Genomic DNA, 17,403 nt, shown 5'->3' on the forward strand with positions numbered 1-17,403 from the left:
GTTATTCAATTGTAAATAGTTTCTCCGAGATCTTAGCAAACAAAATGATATTCTTACTTATGCCCCACACTTCTCGAATTCTAACACCATAATTCGTTATACTTTGCTCACAGTTTTCCATTAGTTACCCTCTGTATGTCATCACTTCCCATCGATTCTTATCAAAAAACTTTCCATGAACAGATCTCTAATTCTCATCTTGTTGTCGAAGCTGAAACTGGATCGGGTAAATCAACACGCTTACCAGTTTGGGCATCAGCGCATGGGCGAGTGTTGGTTGTTGAACCAAGACGAATCGCTTGTACGTCACTCGCTAAATATTTAGCGCAACAATCGGATGAGAAGCTAGGTTCAAAAGTTGGCTATGCCATCAAGCTTGAGTCGGAATACAACGAGCAAACGAACGTTGTGTTTGTGACTCCCGGTATTGCATTACGTTGGTTATCAGAAGATGGGCTTGCAGGCTTTGACGTCATCGTTGTTGATGAATTTCACGAAAGACGGTGGGATATCGATCTACTGGTGGCGATTCTCAAACAAAAAGTGAGCCATCGTTTGGTGATAACATCAGCAACGATTGAAGGGGAGCGTCTTGCTCACTATTTGAATGCGAATCGAATCATTTGCGAAGGTCGAACCTATCAAGTTGCTATTGAACACCGAGCGACGGAATCAAGAACATTGCCGGATATTCGACATTTAGAGCAACGTATTGCCGAAGAAGTGACCCATCAACTTATCGCTTCTCATGGCGATATGTTGGTTTTCCTGCCGGGAAAAAAAGAGATCATGCAATGTGAACAAGCCTTGGCGAAAAATCCGGATATCCAAGTCATTAAATTGCATGCATCGGTCAGTGATAAAGAGCGAGATCTTGCGTTGTCTGGTCGCAATACTGGTAATAGCGATAATGGCAGCGGTTTGCGAAAGGTCATTCTTGCTACCAACGTGGCAGAAACCTCATTAACCATTCCCGACATTGGTGTGGTGATAGATTCAGGATTGGAAAGACGAACCGTTCAACGCAACGGCAGAACGACTCTGATGCTCAAATCCATATCACGAGCCAGTGCCAAGCAACGAGCGGGCCGTGCGGGTAGGGTGATGGATGGTGTCTGCGTTCGCCTATATGGTGAACACGCTGCATTAGAGTTAGTCACGCCTCCTGAGCTGCAGCGTGAAGAACTGACAGAGCCAATGCTTGCAGCTGCCTGCTGTGGATCACCACTTGAGAGCCTATCTTTCCTCGATTCTATTCCTGAAAAATCGCTAAACAGCGCGACTCAAACCTTGCTAACGATGGAAGCGATTAACATCAACCATCAAATTACTGAGCACGGTAAAAAGCTATACCCGCTACCGATTGATGCTCTGTATGCCGATATCGTTACTCGAATCAAAACCAAAGCACTCAAAGAGGCCATGGTGGATCTCACGGCCGCATTGTCCGTTCCGGCTCGTTTGTACCAATTACCTAGCAATGCAGAGCACCTTGAAGCGCTGGCTCAGCAAGAAAAAGAAGGGTGTGATTTATCCCTGTTAATTCAGGTTATTCGCGGTCGTGATTATCCGCATTTAGAAATAGACCAACAGGCATTAAATGAAGCCCAAGGTTTGGCGAAGCAAATGCGTGAGGTGTTTGAGCTTCCTCAGTTAGAAGTCGCGTCACGTTTCCAACGCATTGAACTGCTTAAGACCATTATGAATCTGCATCCTGAACTGGTGTTTGTACGCCGAGTTAAAAGAAAAGAAGCCTTTGCCAATGGCATATTAGAGGTGGTACTCGGCCGTCAGAGTCGTTTCCCTGATAATGCACAAGCCATGTTGGTGTTGGACACTCATAGCTTGCCGGGGCGTGGCGTGAAGCAGACACTGACCTTAGCGACGACCACTGCGCCTGTTCCTTTAGAACTCGTTGTTGAAGCAGAATTGGGTGAATGGCAGCAAGGTGAAACCGTGGTCAATGATGAGGGTATTTTTACCGAGATGGCATTGGTTTATGCTGGTCGCACGATTACGACCAAGTTAGTGGCGGCAGAAGGTCAGTTGTCTTTAAAGCCTATCGTAGACCTCGTAGTCAGCGGTGAGCAGCTTCCCGGTTTTGTAGAACGCCGCACTCAAGAGATCAAGCATTGGCAGTTGTACGTGAGACTTGGCCTCGATGAGCAAATACACAATACCCCAGAGATTGAACAATTGAGTTTTGAGGGATGGTTTATAGAGCAACTCGAAGTGTTAGGGGTTACTGACATCAGCGAGCTAGAAATGTTCGAACATTCAGATATTCCCTTTGAAGGCATCCCAACTTGGCTCTATTCAGAGTTTTCAGAAAAATATCCGTTTGCCTTGAGCCTTGCCGATTTACAGCTTAGTGTCGAATACTTCCCCGGAAGAAAGCTGATTTACGTGCATTATCAATCGGGTGGTCGCAAGTTATCGCCAAAACGTTGGGAGCTACCAACATGGTCAGGATGGCGTATTCAATATAAAAAAGCGAGCCGTATTATCGATATCAAATAGCTTAGATAAGTTTTATCTCTAAAATATTAATCAAATAGGCGCATATGTGATTTGTCAGTACTTATTTTGTTACAAACTTGATTTTTATATGCCTTTTTAACCAACCAAAAGGTCATAAAATACCATTCTTCTATATCCTATTGCTATATAAAAGAAGTTGGTGGATATTAAGTATATTATGTTGCCAAAGTGTCGGGGGACATCATGGATAAACAGAAAGAAACGTGTGTAGAATTTGATTACACAACATTTCTTGGCGCCTCATGCAGTAAAAAATGGACTTTCCTTGAAGCACTTACCACCATTGCCCCAGTATTCAGTACTGTCTGGCGCGATAGTATTAAAGAGCTAGCAAGCCCAGAAGATCGTTTATGGCAGATGGCATTGAAATCAATGTCTACTCGTAAAAGTGATGAGTCAAACATTGTCACCTTGCTTAAGCTTGCCAAGCTAGAAGGGATAAATGAACTCAAAGTTGTGATGCCATATTCTCTTGAAGAAGAGCAGATAGAGTATATCGAATCGCGTAGTCATTTAGTGCTTGCGGTTAATTCTGGAGAAGAGTTTACCATTAAGCTCTAGCTACAAGTACCAATCCTAATCTTTAATTATGAACGTTGACCACAAGCGTTAAGTGTACGACAACTTATTAACATCATATAGAAAGGGCCTCAATCTTGAGGCCCTTTTTGTATTCAGGTTGCATGAGAAAACGAACGCAATTAGTCGATCAGCCCGTAGTCGGCACGCAATATATCGATGATCTCTTGTTTAGGATTGTCGCTCAGTACGATCTCAGCACCTGTAATTTTTGCTGCGATATCAAGGTAAGTTCGAGACAAAGACATTAATGAATCTAGTGGAAGTTCATTATCACGAGCTAATGCTTCACGCTCTGGCATACGTTCTTTGTTCAACAAGATGTCTGCATCAGGGAAGTAGTTAAGTAAGAACTGACGGAAACCTTCTTTTGAGTTTTCAACGATGTTGCCGTTTTTGTATTCCTGAGCATCCCAGATTCGCGATGAGTCTGGCGTGCCGACTTCATCCATATAAATGAGTTTCTCTTTGCCTTGAGCATCGTTTACATAGCCAAATTCAAACTTCGTATCGACAAAAATTTGGTCTACGTTAGCTAATGCTTGACTGATAACGTTAAAGCCTTCCTTTAGCAGTTTCTCGTAATGCGCGATATCACTCGCTTGAGTAAAGTTGAACGCTGCGAAGTTATCTTTGATGTTGTTACGTGTGATGTTGACGTCATCAGCTTCAGGTACGCCGGGGATACCTTTTAAAATCCCTTTTGTTGAAGGTGTGATTAGAAGCTCCGGTAATTTCTTGTCTTTCTCAAGTCCTTCCGGCATCTCGATACCACAGAATTCGCGTTCGCCATTCGCGTATGCACGCCACATTGAGCCTGTGATGTATTGACGACAAATAGCTTCAATCATGACCGGGCGAGCTTTTTGTACAATCCATACGAATGGGTGCGGGATATCAAGAATATGACTATCGGCAAGCCCGTTGTCTTGGAACAGTTTGAACCAATGGTTAGAGATAGCATTCAGAGCCGCCCCCTTACCTGGAACACCTTTAAGATTCCCTTCACCGCGCCAGATACAATCAAACGCAGAGATTCGGTCACTGATCACCATAATAGCTAGAGGAGCGCCTGGTGCTACATCGTAGCCTTTCTCTTGAATTAGTCGTTGGCTATCTTCTTCAGTTAACCAGTAGACTGAGCGAACCTTGCCACTGTGGACAGGTTTATCAGTGCGGATTGGTAGGTCATCATTTACGGCAAGAACTTGATCAGCAAGGCTCATTTAGACATTCCTATTTTTTATCAAACGTCGTACAGAGAAGTGCGGTGTGCACATGATTAGACGGGCATTATACCCAATCTATTATTTGCTTCCAGAGAAAAAGCAATCGATTGCTAAATCTATTGATCAAATAAAAACCCCCGCCTAACTATCCGCTAAGAAATTGGCGAATTGTAGAGCAGGGGGAAGGCAGTATGTTTGGACTACGTCGGTTTAGTGAATACGTTCTGAATTGGCATCCATAAAGAAGACTTCACATTGAAAGCGCAACCCTAACGTTCTTAGGTACTGTTGACTGAACTGGTCAATAGAAGAACTCGCAACAATCGCACTCGCATTCTTAGAGCGGATGGCTTTCTCGACTGTCTCGACTTCTGTCATTTGGTGCGATGCTTTCATATGAATAACGCGGTCGCAGCACACGTTATGTTGTTTGAGCTGCTTGGCTGATGGTCTTGGTGTTTGAGCAGTAAACAGCAGCCATTGATATTGATTGGACAGCAACGCCATTCTTGCGAACAACGCTTCCTCGTTTGAGTTTTTGTTTTTGCGAGAAACTGATGTAAATGCGCAGTGAACTAGCGGGCTAGAGTGTTGTGCTTTAACGTGTGCTTGAATCATTTTGCTGTCCTTATATACATGCTGTATGTGTATACAGTAGTTTTTGTTGTTTATAAGATCAAGCGTTTTTTGCGGGATTATTGGACGATCTTTGTCAAAAAAATAGATAGTGATCATCTAACTATATGAAAGTAAATAATAAATTAAATTCGAATGAATTTACTATTTTGTCTCATAAGTTGAAAAATATGTGAGTTTCATACAGGTGTATACAGTGGTTTTTGCATAAAAGTACTGTATACCTCCGTATAGAAGATAAGAAGATAAGAAGATAAGAAGATAAGAAGATCAGAAGATAAGAAGATAAGAAGATAAGAAGATAAGCCCCAGATACAAAAAAAGCGCCTTAGGCGCTTTCTTATATTTCAGAAGTGTTACTTATCTCAGTGTCGCTTGGGAGAGTTTCGCTCTCATTTCCATTTCACCAATATTGAACTGGCGAACATCAATGGTTGCAATATCATTGCACTCTTTACATGCATGATGACACTTACCATCTAGGTAGTCGTGCTTTTTTACTAGGCTTGGCTTTTTGCACCAATCACAAACGCCTTCTATTGTGAACATATTCTCTCCTCACCTGTATACGCCAGGTGTATTTTCGGCGCAAATTATGACACAAGTAAGACCTATTAGTTAATAGTTTGTTACCTATTTTTGAGAAGGGGATCGATTGCAACACTAATAAAGTCGGTATATTTGTGACTTTATAAATTTAATAAGTGTGCTTGTTTACGGTTTTGTAACATTTTCTAGTAGGGTTTTTAGCGCATTGTTCAAGCGCTTCATTTCTTCGTCGCACCCGCTAGCGTCAGGGTGGTATATTTTTGATAGTTGTTTGTATCTAGCTTTTACACTTCTCTGTTCAGGAATAGAGCTCGGTGTATATCCGAATAAAGCGCAAGCCATTTGTAATTTTTGTATTTCCTTTGAATTTTTCTGTTTCTTTAGTTCGGTAAACATCGCATGCAGTTGTCTTTTTTGATGCTTTATCGTAGCGCTTTGAGCTTTTATCTGATCTTCAAGAGAATCCCGTTGCTGGCTCAATATCGCAGAGTTTGGGTTATGTCTCGCTCGGATTATAAAGAGAGTGGTGGTAACGCTTAAAAGTGCAACAAGCGCGCCAATCGATAACTCAAACATCGATATATTTGCTAAAGAAGACGGTTGGCGTGAGTTTGAATCTGGATTCTTCGGTAGAGAACTAGAGGTTTGCTTAGAGTTACTTGAAGGATCAGTACTATTATCGAGTTGTTCAATTGAAGAAATCTGCTTTGCGCGTTGTTGGTTGAATTGTGCTTCCAGAACACGATTGTATCCATCTTCTGCGTCAGGATGGTCTGGTAAGGCTGCTTCATACCATAGCTGCGCGGCATCTAGTGGTTGAAGGAGCTCCTTATTAAGTGAGGACTCGTAGATCTTAGCTACTTCTAGAGGCGCTTGCTTGTTACCTTGCAATGCCGCTTTGATGAACCACTCTAAGGCTTGTTTGTTATCTTGCTCGACACTTGTTCCCGCCAAGTACCACTCGCCGAGTTGAAATTGCGCATCTGAATTGCCATTATCTGCTGATTGCGTATACCAATAAAATGCGTCGCTGGTGCTAAGAGGGACGTCGACCCCCGACTCATAAGCTTGAGCTAACTGATATTGAGAAACTGGATCTTGAGGTTGTGATTCTAGTGAAAACTCACCACTGCTTTCAGCATAAACGAAATGTGTGATTGACAACTGTATCGTGGAAAAGGTGAGGGCTAGAAATAGAGTTCTAAGAAATGACGACGACAACAAGTTGGATAAGATAAGCAAAAGATAAGTCTCGTAAAAAGCCCAGAGTCGATAGTTCAATATGAATACATTGATGATTGTTGGTTAGCCGTATTACTTTGAATAAGTAACACGGCTGACAAGCAACTATATAATGGTTAATTCAATAGATAAAGACGAGCTGGGCTTTAGTTGTGCTACTTAAGTGGCAAGATTTGAATTTCTACGCGACGGTTGCAAGCACGACCTTGAGAGGTTTTGTTGTCACAAAGAGGGTAGCGCTCACCGTTACCACGGGCAATAGCACGACCTGCCGCTACATTTTGAGAGACCAAGAATGAACGAACGGATTCGGCGCGACGCTCGGAAAGGATTTGGTTAGTCGATTCACGGCCAGTGCTGTCAGTGTGACCTTCAATCACTAGGCTAGTATCTGGATATTCAACTAAGATACGAGCAACACCGCGCAGCGTGTTGTGAATGCTAGACTGCAAAGCGTAAGAGCTGGAATCAAAACCGATGCCGTTCTCTAGACGAAGTAGAAGTTGGTTCTCACCTACACGCTGTACTTGAACTCCTGAGTTCATTAGCTCTTCACGAAGTGCGGTTTCTTGTTGGTCAAAGTAGTAACCAACACCTCCGCCAACGGCAGCTCCGCCCGCAGCACCAATTAAAGCCCGCTTACGGCGGTCTTTAGAATCGTCACCGGTAACAGCCCCAGCAACGGCGCCTGCGATAGCACCAATTAGCGCGCCTTGAGTTGCAGAGTTAGTCTCAGACTCGCCAGTTGTCGCGTTTTGGCGTTGCGTTGCCTGGCAACCCGTTAGAGCGGCAGTAAGCGCTAGGGCTAGAGTGATTTTTTTCAACGTATTTCTCCATCATGTACTTCAGTCAAACGATGAATTCGAATGACAAACATAGTCCTGTAAATCTTATTGGTGGTTTTATCAATACGCTGATGCAATGTAAAGTGGCTCTATGATTTAGTTATCTTTTTCGCTGCCTGGGCGCCGGCAACTGGTCTATTAACAGACAGTTTACGACCTTTCTTCAAGCCAACTTCATAATCTGCGGTGAGGTTTTTCATCGCCTCTCTCAGTTGTTGCTTGAAAGTTTCGCGGTCGATATTTTTGAATTCTTTATCAATGTAGTTATTGATCTTGTTGTTTGATTCATCGTCTGGGGTAATAGTAGGTAGTTTCTCAAGCGCACCTTCAACCCAACCTGAAACAAACGAGTTCACACGACGTGTAACCTCTAATGATCCGGTTCCTGAGCCAGCGAAGCTATTTCTGAATTGGCCCGTGTGTTCATTCAACTCGCGATAAATAATATCGAACGCAAAAGCTGCAAAGATAGCGCGATCGGCTTCACCAATGAATTCAACACGCTTGAGGCCTTTGTGATTCAGTAGCACGGCTTCAACACCAAATTTGGTGTTGATACCACGAATAACACGCAGCAGTGTAGAACTGATATTTGCAGGTAACAGATGACTGGATTGAGTTTTTCCCATCTTGATAAACTCAATATCGTCTTTTTCGAGACCATATTTCAGCATCAAGCTGTGCGCCATTTTTATCGCATTGGCAGCTTCATTGACGTTCGCAGAATTTCCAAGCTCAAGACACTTGGCAATTTTCTTTAGGGCTTTTTTCTTATCCATCGACTACTTAATCATTACCGCAAATTTTTAAAAGTCCGACATTTTACATGTTTTGACCGGTAACAGAAAGTTAAAACTCACATATAAGCCTATAGGTCTGGTGATGAAGTCGAGGTAAAGCTGTTTTTCGAAAAATAAAAACGCCATCAGCGTATTGATGGCGTTAGTGAGGTTATTTATCAGAACGACTAGGGCTTTGTGGAGTTAGATTCCGAGTTCATCGAGTAAATCCGCTGCAGAATCGTTGCCTGAGCTTTGAGTGGGTTTGTTTGCTCCTTGCATATTTTTCTGAGTAGTTTCAAGAATGCTATCTGGACATTCGTCCTCAGCGATTTCAAATTCTTCCAATTGTATGAATTCTGTCTTATCCATGGCTAACTCAAGATAGAAGATATTGTTCTTTTCGGTTGAGAAAGTTACACGGCGCGCTTGTGGACGATCTAGGTTGGTGTCTACAGAAAGGTTAACTTGCTTGTTAAGCGCCAGCATTTTAGGCTGGTTTTGCGTGATGTTAGTTTGCAGTTCTTTACGGATTTTATTCGTAAAGTCGCCGACTAATTGATTCATTAATTCACCCAATACATCACCAACTTCGTCTGAAGTATGGAGAACAGCAAGTTCTTCTTCTGGCATCCCCATGTTACGCATATAATTGGCATAGATCTCTAATGCCGCTTTTGACGTAAAGTTGATAACAACAAGACCGGAAAAACCACCGTCAAATAAGACGAAACAGCCGAAATCAGGTTTCAAACTCGTTTTATTGATTTTTTGAACCATGGCTGAATAGGACACTTGAGAAGCCGTCGCTGAAGTGAGTACGCTGGAGACTGATTGGCATAGCTTAAGAAGAATATCTTCAGTTGTGACTGTTTTGTTTTTTTTCATTGTGATGTGCTCGTGAAGTGCCTTAAACAAAATGTTATTCAATATATTACTACTGAATTAAGACAAAAGTGACTATTTCTCTATTCTTGCACTGAGATTCTTATTTGAGCACCTTTTTATATGATCTTAATAGTAGTAAAGTGACGAAATTCAAAGAAAATTACTAAAATCTCAAATAACCCAATGCTGATAGGATCAGCGAAGTAGGGGCAGGAAGCAAATGTTACCAAGACTTCAACTCAATGCTGATGTCGACCCAGTAGTCGTACGCTTTTTAGATGATTTAAAAACAGTGGGCTTTACTGGCGACATTGAATCTCAATATTCTAGCCGTTTGGCCGTGGCGACTGATAACAGTGTCTATCAGCAATTGCCACAGGCTGTCATTCTTCCTAAGACAACGCACGACGTTGCATTGATCGGCAAAGTTGGTTCTAAATCCGCTTACGAACGAGTGACTTTTTCTCCTCGCGGCGGTGGTACTGGCACCAACGGACAGTCATTAACAAAAGGCGTGGTGGTTGACCTATCACGATATATGAATAAGGTTCTTGAGATTAACGAAAACGAAGGCTGGGTAAGAGTTCAGTCTGGCGTCGTTAAAGACCAATTGAACGATGCTGTGCGTCCCTACGGTTACTTTTTTTCTCCAGACCTTTCAACCAGTAACCGAGCAACTATAGGTGGCATGGTTAATACCGATGCTTCTGGTCAAGGGTCACTCAAGTACGGGAAAACCTCTGATCATGTGTTGTCGCTGCAAGCCGTGTTCGCAGATGGTTCATGTCTCGAATCTGATTTATCACACGGCTTACCCGTTGAGGGTGAATTTGCTCACCATGCACTTGCGGTGACTGAGGCTGTTTGTCGTGAAAAACGTGCTCAAATCCTAAATAAATTCCCCCCGTTGAATCGCTTTTTAACAGGCTACGATCTAAAGAATGCAATCAACGAACAAGATGACAGCTTTGACCTGACTCGCGTTTTATGCGGTGCCGAAGGTTCACTCGCATTCATTACTGAAGCAAAACTAAATTTAACGCCAATTCCAAAAGCGCGAACACTGGTTAACGTGAAATACAACACGTTTGACTCTGCGTTGCGTAATGCGCCGTTCATGGTTGAAGCGAAAGCACTGTCTGTTGAAACCGTTGATTCAAGAGTATTGAATCTTGCGAAGCAAGATATTGTTTGGCACACCGTGAGCGACCTGCTGATGGATGTGCCAAATAAAGAGATGCTTGGCATCAACATGGTTGAGTTTGCTGGCCAAGATGAAGCGGAAGTTGAACAACAAGTTCAAGCGCTGACTGCACAACTTGAAACCATGGTAGAAACCGAAGACGCGGGTGTGATTGGCTTCCAAGTGTGCAGCGACTTAGCGAGCATTGGCCGAATCTACAACATGCGTAAAAAAGCGGTGGGTCTATTAGGTGCAGCAAAAGGTCGAGCTAAGCCGGTCGCTTTTGCTGAAGATACCTGTGTACCACCGGAAAACTTGGCGGATTTTATCTCTGAATTTAGAGTGTTACTCGATTCCAAAGAGTTGAACTACGGCATGTTTGGTCACGTTGACGCGGGCGTATTACACGTTCGTCCAGCTCTGGACTTATGTGATCCGATGCAAGAAGCATTAATGCACGAAGTCTCTGATGAAGTGGTTAAGCTGGTGGCGAAATACGGCGGCTTAATGTGGGGTGAACACGGTAAAGGCTTCCGTTCTGAATATGGTCCAGACTTCTTTGGTGAAGAGCTGTTTACCGAATTAAGACGTGTTAAAGCCGCATTCGACCCACACAACAAGATGAACCCGGGCAAGATCTGTACGCCATTAGACAGTGATGCTGAATTGGTAAAAGTGACTGATACCAAACGTGGCTTTTATGATCGTCAGATTGACGTACAAGTTCGTGATAGCTTTAAGCAAGCGATGGAGTGTAACGGTAACGGGTTGTGTTTCAACTACGATACGAGCTCGCCAATGTGTCCTTCGATGAAAGTCACGGCAGACCGTCGTCATTCCCCGAAAGGCCGTGCAGGCCTCGTGAGAGAATGGTTACGCCAGTTAACGGAACAAGGCGTCGATATTCTCGATTTAGAGCAAGAAGCGCTAAAAGATAACACTCCGGTTAAAACCATGGTGGAACGTGTTCGCAACACGATGAACAAGCGCCATGAGTACGATTTCTCACATGAAGTCCACGAAGCGATGAACGGTTGTTTGGCATGTAAAGCGTGTGCGAGCCAGTGTCCTATTAAAGTCGATGTGCCGAGCTTCCGTTCTCGATTCTTAAACATCTATTACTCGCGTTATCAGCGCCCAGCAAAAGACTATTTAGTTGCCAACATTGAATCCATGCTGCCGCTGATGGCGAAAGCGCCGAAAGTTGTGAACGCAGCATTGGGGCAAAAGTGGGTTCAATCTGCAACGGCGAAAACAGTCGGTTATGTCGATGCACCATTGATGTCGGTGCCTACGCTGAAAAATCGTCTGGCGAGTAAAGAACTGCAACTCTTCGACTTACAGTACTTAGAAGGCTTGTCTTCTGATCAGAAGAAACAGCATGTATTGATCGTTCAAGACCCGTTTACTAGCTTTTATGATGCAGAAGTCGTTGAAGACTTCGTCACTCTGGCTCAGAAGCTTGGTAAAACTCCAGTATTACTGCCGTTTAAGCCAAATGGTAAAGCACTGCACATCAAAGGCTTTTTAAGTCGTTTTGCACGTGAGGCGAAATCGACGTCTGATTTCTTGTCGATGGTCGCTGATATTGGTATTCCTTTAGTGGGTGTCGATCCGGCTCTGGTACTTTGTTACCGCGATGAATACGTCGAGATCTTAGCGGATAAGCGTGGCGACTTTGATGTGCTCACCGTGCATGAATGGTTAATGCCATCGCTCGGTGAGTTTGAAGCGCGTTCTACAAGTGAGGAAATGTGGTACTTGTTCGCCCACTGTACTGAGAAAACCAAAATGCCGAACGCTGAAAAAGAGTGGGGCGCTATCTTCAAACACTTTGGCGCTGAACTTACCAGCGTTCCTGTCGGCTGTTGTGGTATGGCGGGCACCTTCGGGCACGAAGTCGATAAGCTACAGATGTCGAAAGATATATTCAGTCTAAGTTGGAAGCCAAGGATGCAAGACTTACCGAAAGAGCGTTGCTTAGTGACGGGGTATTCCTGCCGAAGCCAAGTGAAGCGTTTTGAGGGTGAGAAGCTTGCCCACCCATTACAGGCGCTCGCAAAAATTCTTTAATACATTTAGCCCAGCAATTGCTGGGCTTTTTCTAAACTAACAATGGAATTGTTAATAAGGAAAGCTATGAGATTTCTAGAGTTAAAAGTCCCACCGGTTGCTCTATTTATACTAGTATTCGTTGCGTCTTATTTTAGTGCTCAGCACCTGAGTGTAGGGGCAATAGTATTGCCTTATAAGGTCATTGTTCTGGGGATCGGAATTGCACTGAGTGGCGTGGTCGGATTATCTGGTATATGGGAGTTTCGAAAACAAAAAACCACCGTTAATCCGATCAAAGTCGAAACTGCCTCGTCAGTCGTGGACAGTGGTATCTTTGGTTACACGCGAAATCCGATGTATCTAGGGCTATTCATCCTACTGTTTTGCCTTGGCTATTTCTTCCAAAACCTGTTCAGTGTTTTATTAAGTTTTGTATTCGTAATTTACATGAATCATTTCCAGATCAAGCCGGAAGAGCGCGCACTAGAGCAATTATTTGGTGCAGAATATGTTGATTACAAACAAAAGGTTAGGCGTTGGATTTAGTGTCGATTTGTTGAGTGGATTAGTTGAATTAGGAATCGAAACTAAAAAGCCCAGCTTGAGGATATCAAGCTGGGCTTTACTGATCTTGTTCTAGAGCTATTTACATCAAGTGGTGTAAATAAGAGTGTCCATTAAGCAGCAGCTGCGAACTGAGCTAAAAACATCTCTTTACGCTCGTTGAAGCGGTTTACTAGGTCGTCTACAGAAGCTTGGTCGTATGGCTTAAGGCCACTTGCTACCATGCGTTTTACGCCTTTACCTACCACTTCACCGTCTTCTTTAAAATCAAAGTTCAGCGTCACGATACCTCGTTTGCCTTCAACATTAAAAGTTGCACCAGAAAATTCAACTTCTGGGTTGGTTAGGTCTAGGCGAGTAAATTCAACTTCCATGCTCTCGTAAATCACAAGAGGGCGCTGGCAGTTGATCATCATTTGCTGTTCTTCCATTAGAGGCACCATGATGTGCGGGAAGTTCATGCCTGAAAACTTAACGTAGTTTGTTACCACGTGCTCGATGAATGCTTGATCGTGACTCTTTTTACCTTCACATGACATGTGGAGGTATTCTTTGCCTTTTTCGTCAACTAATGAGCTTTCTCTATCACATTTTTTGTCAACGCTTAGCGCAATACCATTACCAACCATGCCTGAAAAATCAAAACGCATTTTTTGGCTAATGCCTTCTTTTTGCAGAAGTACTGCAAACAAAAGATCACCAGGTACGCAAAAGCGTTTATTGTCTTCATCGTGAATTGGGTTGAAGTCAGCAGCTACTTTTTTTGCAAAGTGGCTAGCTTGTTCACGAGTGAATTGAAATTCATTGTCTTCAGTAGAAAAGTAAGGTGTCAGAAACATAGTATCGCTATTAGTCATCAAATCTGGTGTGGATTATAGCTAACTAACTTCTCTCTAATGGTCTATCCAGTTAACTTTGTATAAATATCAATGGATTAGATGAATATGTTGGATGGTATGTGACGATTTTGGGGGAGGGTTTATCTTGGCTCAATGCAACAAGGGCTAATTAATAGCCCTTGTATATGTGACGTGTTATTGAGTTTTCAATAGCATCTAGAAGCTACACAGAATACCTTCAGGCATTAGGTGGTTGTGTGCTGACAACTTTAATAATAGGTTTGCTTGTTCAATATCTGGTGAGAAATAGCGGTCTTTGTCATAGAAGCTGACTTTTTCACGAAGGATTTGTTTCGCTTCTTCTACACGCGGTGATGATAAGTTCGGCGCTCTGAAGTCTAGACCTTGTGCTGCGGCCAAATATTCGACAGCCAATATGCCACGTGTGTTTTCAGCCATGTATCGAAGACGACGTCCCGCAAATGTTGCCATTGATACGTGGTCTTCTTGGTTTGCCGAAGTCGGTAAGCTGTCGATTGAAGCTGGGTGTGCAAGTGTTTTGTTTTCACTTGCCAGCGCAGCAGAGGTCACTTGAGCAATCATGAAACCTGAGTTCACACCACCATTATCAACTAAGAAAGGTGGCAGTTTACTTAATGCGCTATCGATAAGCAGTGCCATTCTTCGCTCTGAAAGGCTACCTATCTCTGCAATCGCAAGAGCAAGATTATCTGCAGCCATTGCGACTGGTTCTGCATGGAAGTTGCCGCCTGAAATAATGTCGCCATCTTCAGCAAAAACCAGTGGGTTATCGGATACAGAGTTCGCTTCAACATTTAGGGTTTCCGCAGAATTACGGATTTGTTGTAAACATGCCCCCATAACTTGGGGCTGACAGCGTAGTGAGTACGGGTCTTGAACTTTTTCACAGCTAGTATGTGACTCGCCAATCTCGCTATTTTGATCAAGCATATGACGGTAAGCCAGAGCTGCATCCATTTGGCCACGGTGGCCACGAACACGATGGACTCTAGGGTCAAACGGACGACGGCTACCCAGTGCGGCTTCAACAGACATAGCGCCACATACCGTTGCAGACGCGAACAAATCTTCCGCGGCGAATAGGCCTTCTAATGCGAATGCTGTGGACGCTTGAGTACCATTTAACAGAGCTAAACCTTCTTTAGGTGCTAGTGTTATTGGTTCTAGACCTGCGATTTTCATTGCTTCTAAGCCGGTGACTATCTTGCCGTTGTGTCGTGCTTGGCCTTCACCCAATAGCACTGTACTCATGTGCGCTAGGGGAGCAAGGTCACCAGAGGCACCTACTGAGCCTTTTTGTGGGACACAAGGATAAACTTGTGCATTCACTAGATCGATTAGAGCATTAATTACCTTCAGTCGAATACCTGAATAACCACGAGACAAGCTGTTAATTTTTAGTACCATCATTAAACGCACGGTTTCATCAGACATGAATTTGCCTATGCCAGCCGCATGAGAAAGTACGATGCTTTTTTGTAGAACTTCCAGATCTTCAGGCGCAATTTTGGTGTTTGCCAACAAGCCAAAGCCTGTATTGATGCCATATACAGTGCGATCTTCCGCAATCACTTGCTCTACAACGCGTGTACTTGCTTCAATGTCAGGAATTGCTGCGGGATCGAGTGACAAGCTCACAGGGCTGCGACTCACTTTGCGAAGTTCAGGTAGGCCGAGCTGTCCTGGTTTAATTAATAAATTCAACATGTTTTCTCCAGACATTAAAGATGACGCAGTTCGTCGTTAAGCATAGGTAAATCAAGCTTTTGTTCTTTAGCACATTGCTTGGCTATATCGTAGCCTGCATCTGCATGACGCATAACACCGGTTGCCGGATCATTGTGAAGTACACGAGCAATACGTTGCGATGCATCTTCACTGCCGTCACAACAAATCACCATACCAGAATGTTGTGAGAAGCCCATTCCAACGCCACCACCATGGTGTAGAGAAACCCAAGTTGCGCCGCCTGCAGTATTTAGCAGAGCGTTCAATAGAGGCCAATCTGATACAGCGTCTGATCCATCCATCATGCCTTCTGTTTCACGGTTAGGACTGGCGACTGAACCTGAGTCTAGGTGGTCACGACCGATAACAACCGGTGCTTTCAGTTCGCCATTTTTAACCATTTCATTGAATGCTTGGCCTAAACGTTCACGATCTTTCAAACCGACCCAACAGATACGAGCTGGTAGGCCTTGGAACTGAATGCGTTCACGCGCCATATCTAGCCAGTTGTGCAGATGTGGGTTGTCTGGAATCAGTTCTTTTACTTTTTGGTCTGTTTTATAGATGTCTTCAGGGTCGCCAGAAAGGGCAGCCCAACGGAATGGGCCGATGCCTTCACAGAACAGAGGACGAATATACGCAGGAACGAAGCCTGGGAAATCAAATGCATTCTCGACACCTTCTTCCAGTGCCATTTGGCGAATGTTGTTACCGTAATCTACGGTCGCAGAACCGCGATACTGAAGGTCTAGCATTGCTTGTACTTGAACAGCCATGGATTGTTTAGCTGCCTTCACGACTTTTGCTTCATCAATCAAACGTTCTTGTGCGGCTTTCTCCATCGTCCAACCTTGAGGCAAGTAGCCGTTCAGTGGATCGTGGGCAGAGGTTTGGTCGGTCACTACATCAGGTGTGATGTTACGTTCTACTAACTCCGGGAATACGTCAGCAGCGTTACCTAATAGACCAACAGAAATAGGCGTGTCTGATTCTTTAATCATAGCCATTGCTTCATCTAAGCTGGTGGCTTTCTTGTCAACATAGCCAGTGCGTAGACGGTAATCGATTCGAGATTCATCACACTCAACCGCAATCATTGAGAAACCAGCCATTGTCGCAGCAAGAGGTTGAGCACCACCCATTCCGCCAAGACCGCCCGTTAGAACCCACTTACCATTTGCTTCGCCTTGGAAGTGCTTTTTCGCGATAGCAACAAACGTTTCATAAGTACCTTGAACAATGCCTTGTGAGCCAATGTAGATCCAGCTACCAGCTGTCATTTGTCCATACATCATCAAGCCTTCTTTATCGAGCTCGTTGAAGTGTTCCCAGTTTGCCCAATGTGGAACAAGGTTGGAGTTGGCAATCAGTACGCGAGGTGCATTTTTATGAGTCGGGAATACACCTACAGGTTTTCCTGACTGAACAAGTAGAGTTTGGTCATCTTCTAGACGTTCTAATACTTCGACAATCTTGTCATAACATTTCCAATCACGAGCTGCACGGCCAATACCACCGTACACAACCAGAGCATGTGGGTGTTCTGCCACATCTGGATCTAGGTTGTTCATCAACATACGTAGTGGTGCTTCTGTTAACCAAGATTTAGCACGTAAAGCCGTACCATGCGGTGCGCGAATTTCGCGAGTCGTGTCTAGACGAGGGTCATTGTTGTGTTCCGTCATTCTGGAATTCCTTATGTTT

General features: G+C 43.8%; 14 protein-coding genes. 4 read left to right on the top strand and 10 right to left on the bottom strand.

Annotated features, from left to right (window positions below):
* Positions 1–135 precede the first annotated feature (135 nt).
* Together OCT63_RS06760 and OCT63_RS06765 are read left to right on the top strand one after the other, a co-directional pair.
* Positions 136–2,520 carry a helicase-related protein gene (locus OCT63_RS06760; protein ID WP_269983416.1) on the top strand — a complete coding sequence of 795 codons (2,385 nt, stop codon included), beginning with the start codon at positions 136–138 and terminating at the stop codon, positions 2,518–2,520.
* Between the two features lie 204 nt (positions 2,521–2,724).
* Positions 2,725–3,102, top strand: coding sequence for a hypothetical protein (locus tag OCT63_RS06765; protein ID WP_060467523.1), 378 nt, complete (start codon positions 2,725–2,727; stop codon positions 3,100–3,102).
* A 140-nt stretch (positions 3,103–3,242) separates the two neighbouring features.
* Here OCT63_RS06765 and OCT63_RS06770 read toward each other — a convergent pair whose 3' ends face one another.
* The 7 genes from OCT63_RS06770 to OCT63_RS06800 all read right to left on the bottom strand — a co-directional run bounded on the left by OCT63_RS06770 (position 3,243) and on the right by OCT63_RS06800 (position 9,288).
* Positions 3,243–4,346, bottom strand: coding sequence for a phosphoribosylaminoimidazolesuccinocarboxamide synthase (locus OCT63_RS06770; RefSeq protein WP_269983417.1), 1,104 nt, complete (start codon positions 4,344–4,346; stop codon positions 3,243–3,245).
* A gap of 213 nt (positions 4,347–4,559) precedes the next feature.
* Positions 4,560–4,967 carry a SulA-like leucine-rich domain-containing protein gene (locus OCT63_RS06775; protein WP_060467525.1) on the bottom strand — a complete coding sequence of 136 codons (408 nt, stop codon included), beginning with the start codon at positions 4,965–4,967 and terminating at the stop codon, positions 4,560–4,562.
* A gap of 378 nt (positions 4,968–5,345) precedes the next feature.
* Positions 5,346–5,534: a hypothetical protein gene (locus OCT63_RS06780; RefSeq protein ID WP_004733419.1), complete on the bottom strand. Its 189-nt coding sequence runs from the start codon at positions 5,532–5,534 to the stop codon at positions 5,346–5,348.
* A 165-nt stretch (positions 5,535–5,699) separates the two neighbouring features.
* The gene (locus OCT63_RS06785) at positions 5,700–6,776 is read right to left on the bottom strand and encodes a J domain-containing protein (protein WP_269983418.1); all 1,077 of its coding nucleotides are present in this window, start codon (positions 6,774–6,776) and stop codon (positions 5,700–5,702) included.
* 155 nt (positions 6,777–6,931) lie between these two features.
* Positions 6,932–7,600, bottom strand: coding sequence for an OmpA family protein (locus tag OCT63_RS06790; protein WP_161754814.1), 669 nt, complete (start codon positions 7,598–7,600; stop codon positions 6,932–6,934).
* A 110-nt stretch (positions 7,601–7,710) separates the two neighbouring features.
* Positions 7,711–8,400, bottom strand: coding sequence for a DUF2786 domain-containing protein (locus OCT63_RS06795; protein WP_060467527.1), 690 nt, complete (start codon positions 8,398–8,400; stop codon positions 7,711–7,713).
* A 204-nt stretch (positions 8,401–8,604) separates the two neighbouring features.
* Positions 8,605–9,288, bottom strand: coding sequence for a DUF3334 family protein (locus OCT63_RS06800; RefSeq protein ID WP_060467528.1), 684 nt, complete (start codon positions 9,286–9,288; stop codon positions 8,605–8,607).
* Between the two features lie 220 nt (positions 9,289–9,508).
* Between OCT63_RS06800 and ydiJ the strand changes: the two genes are divergently transcribed.
* Both ydiJ and OCT63_RS06810 read left to right on the top strand, forming a co-directional pair.
* Positions 9,509–12,544, top strand: coding sequence for a D-2-hydroxyglutarate dehydrogenase YdiJ (gene ydiJ / locus OCT63_RS06805; protein WP_269983419.1), 3,036 nt, complete (start codon positions 9,509–9,511; stop codon positions 12,542–12,544).
* A gap of 66 nt (positions 12,545–12,610) precedes the next feature.
* A complete protein-coding gene (locus OCT63_RS06810) occupies positions 12,611–13,072 on the top strand; it encodes a methyltransferase family protein (RefSeq protein ID WP_077680297.1) in 462 nt (153 codons plus the stop codon).
* Positions 13,073–13,203: 131 nt separating this feature from the next.
* Here OCT63_RS06810 and OCT63_RS06815 read toward each other — a convergent pair whose 3' ends face one another.
* From OCT63_RS06815 to hutU, 3 genes are all read right to left on the bottom strand, one after another.
* Entirely contained in the window at positions 13,204–13,929 is a 726-nt protein-coding gene (locus OCT63_RS06815; protein ID WP_269983420.1) for a DUF3581 domain-containing protein, read from the bottom strand.
* Positions 13,930–14,145: 216 nt separating this feature from the next.
* Positions 14,146–15,678, bottom strand: a complete 1,533-nt coding sequence (hutH, locus tag OCT63_RS06820) for a histidine ammonia-lyase (protein WP_161672140.1) — start codon at positions 15,676–15,678, stop codon at positions 14,146–14,148.
* Positions 15,679–15,692: 14 nt separating this feature from the next.
* Positions 15,693–17,384 (bottom strand): urocanate hydratase, encoded by a 1,692-nt coding sequence (hutU, locus tag OCT63_RS06825; protein ID WP_269983421.1) that lies wholly within the window; start codon positions 17,382–17,384, stop codon positions 15,693–15,695.
* Positions 17,385–17,403 lie beyond the last annotated feature (19 nt).

This window comes from Vibrio sp. RW (assembly GCF_027587105.1).
Classification (GTDB): domain Bacteria; phylum Pseudomonadota; class Gammaproteobacteria; order Enterobacterales; family Vibrionaceae; genus Vibrio; species Vibrio toranzoniae.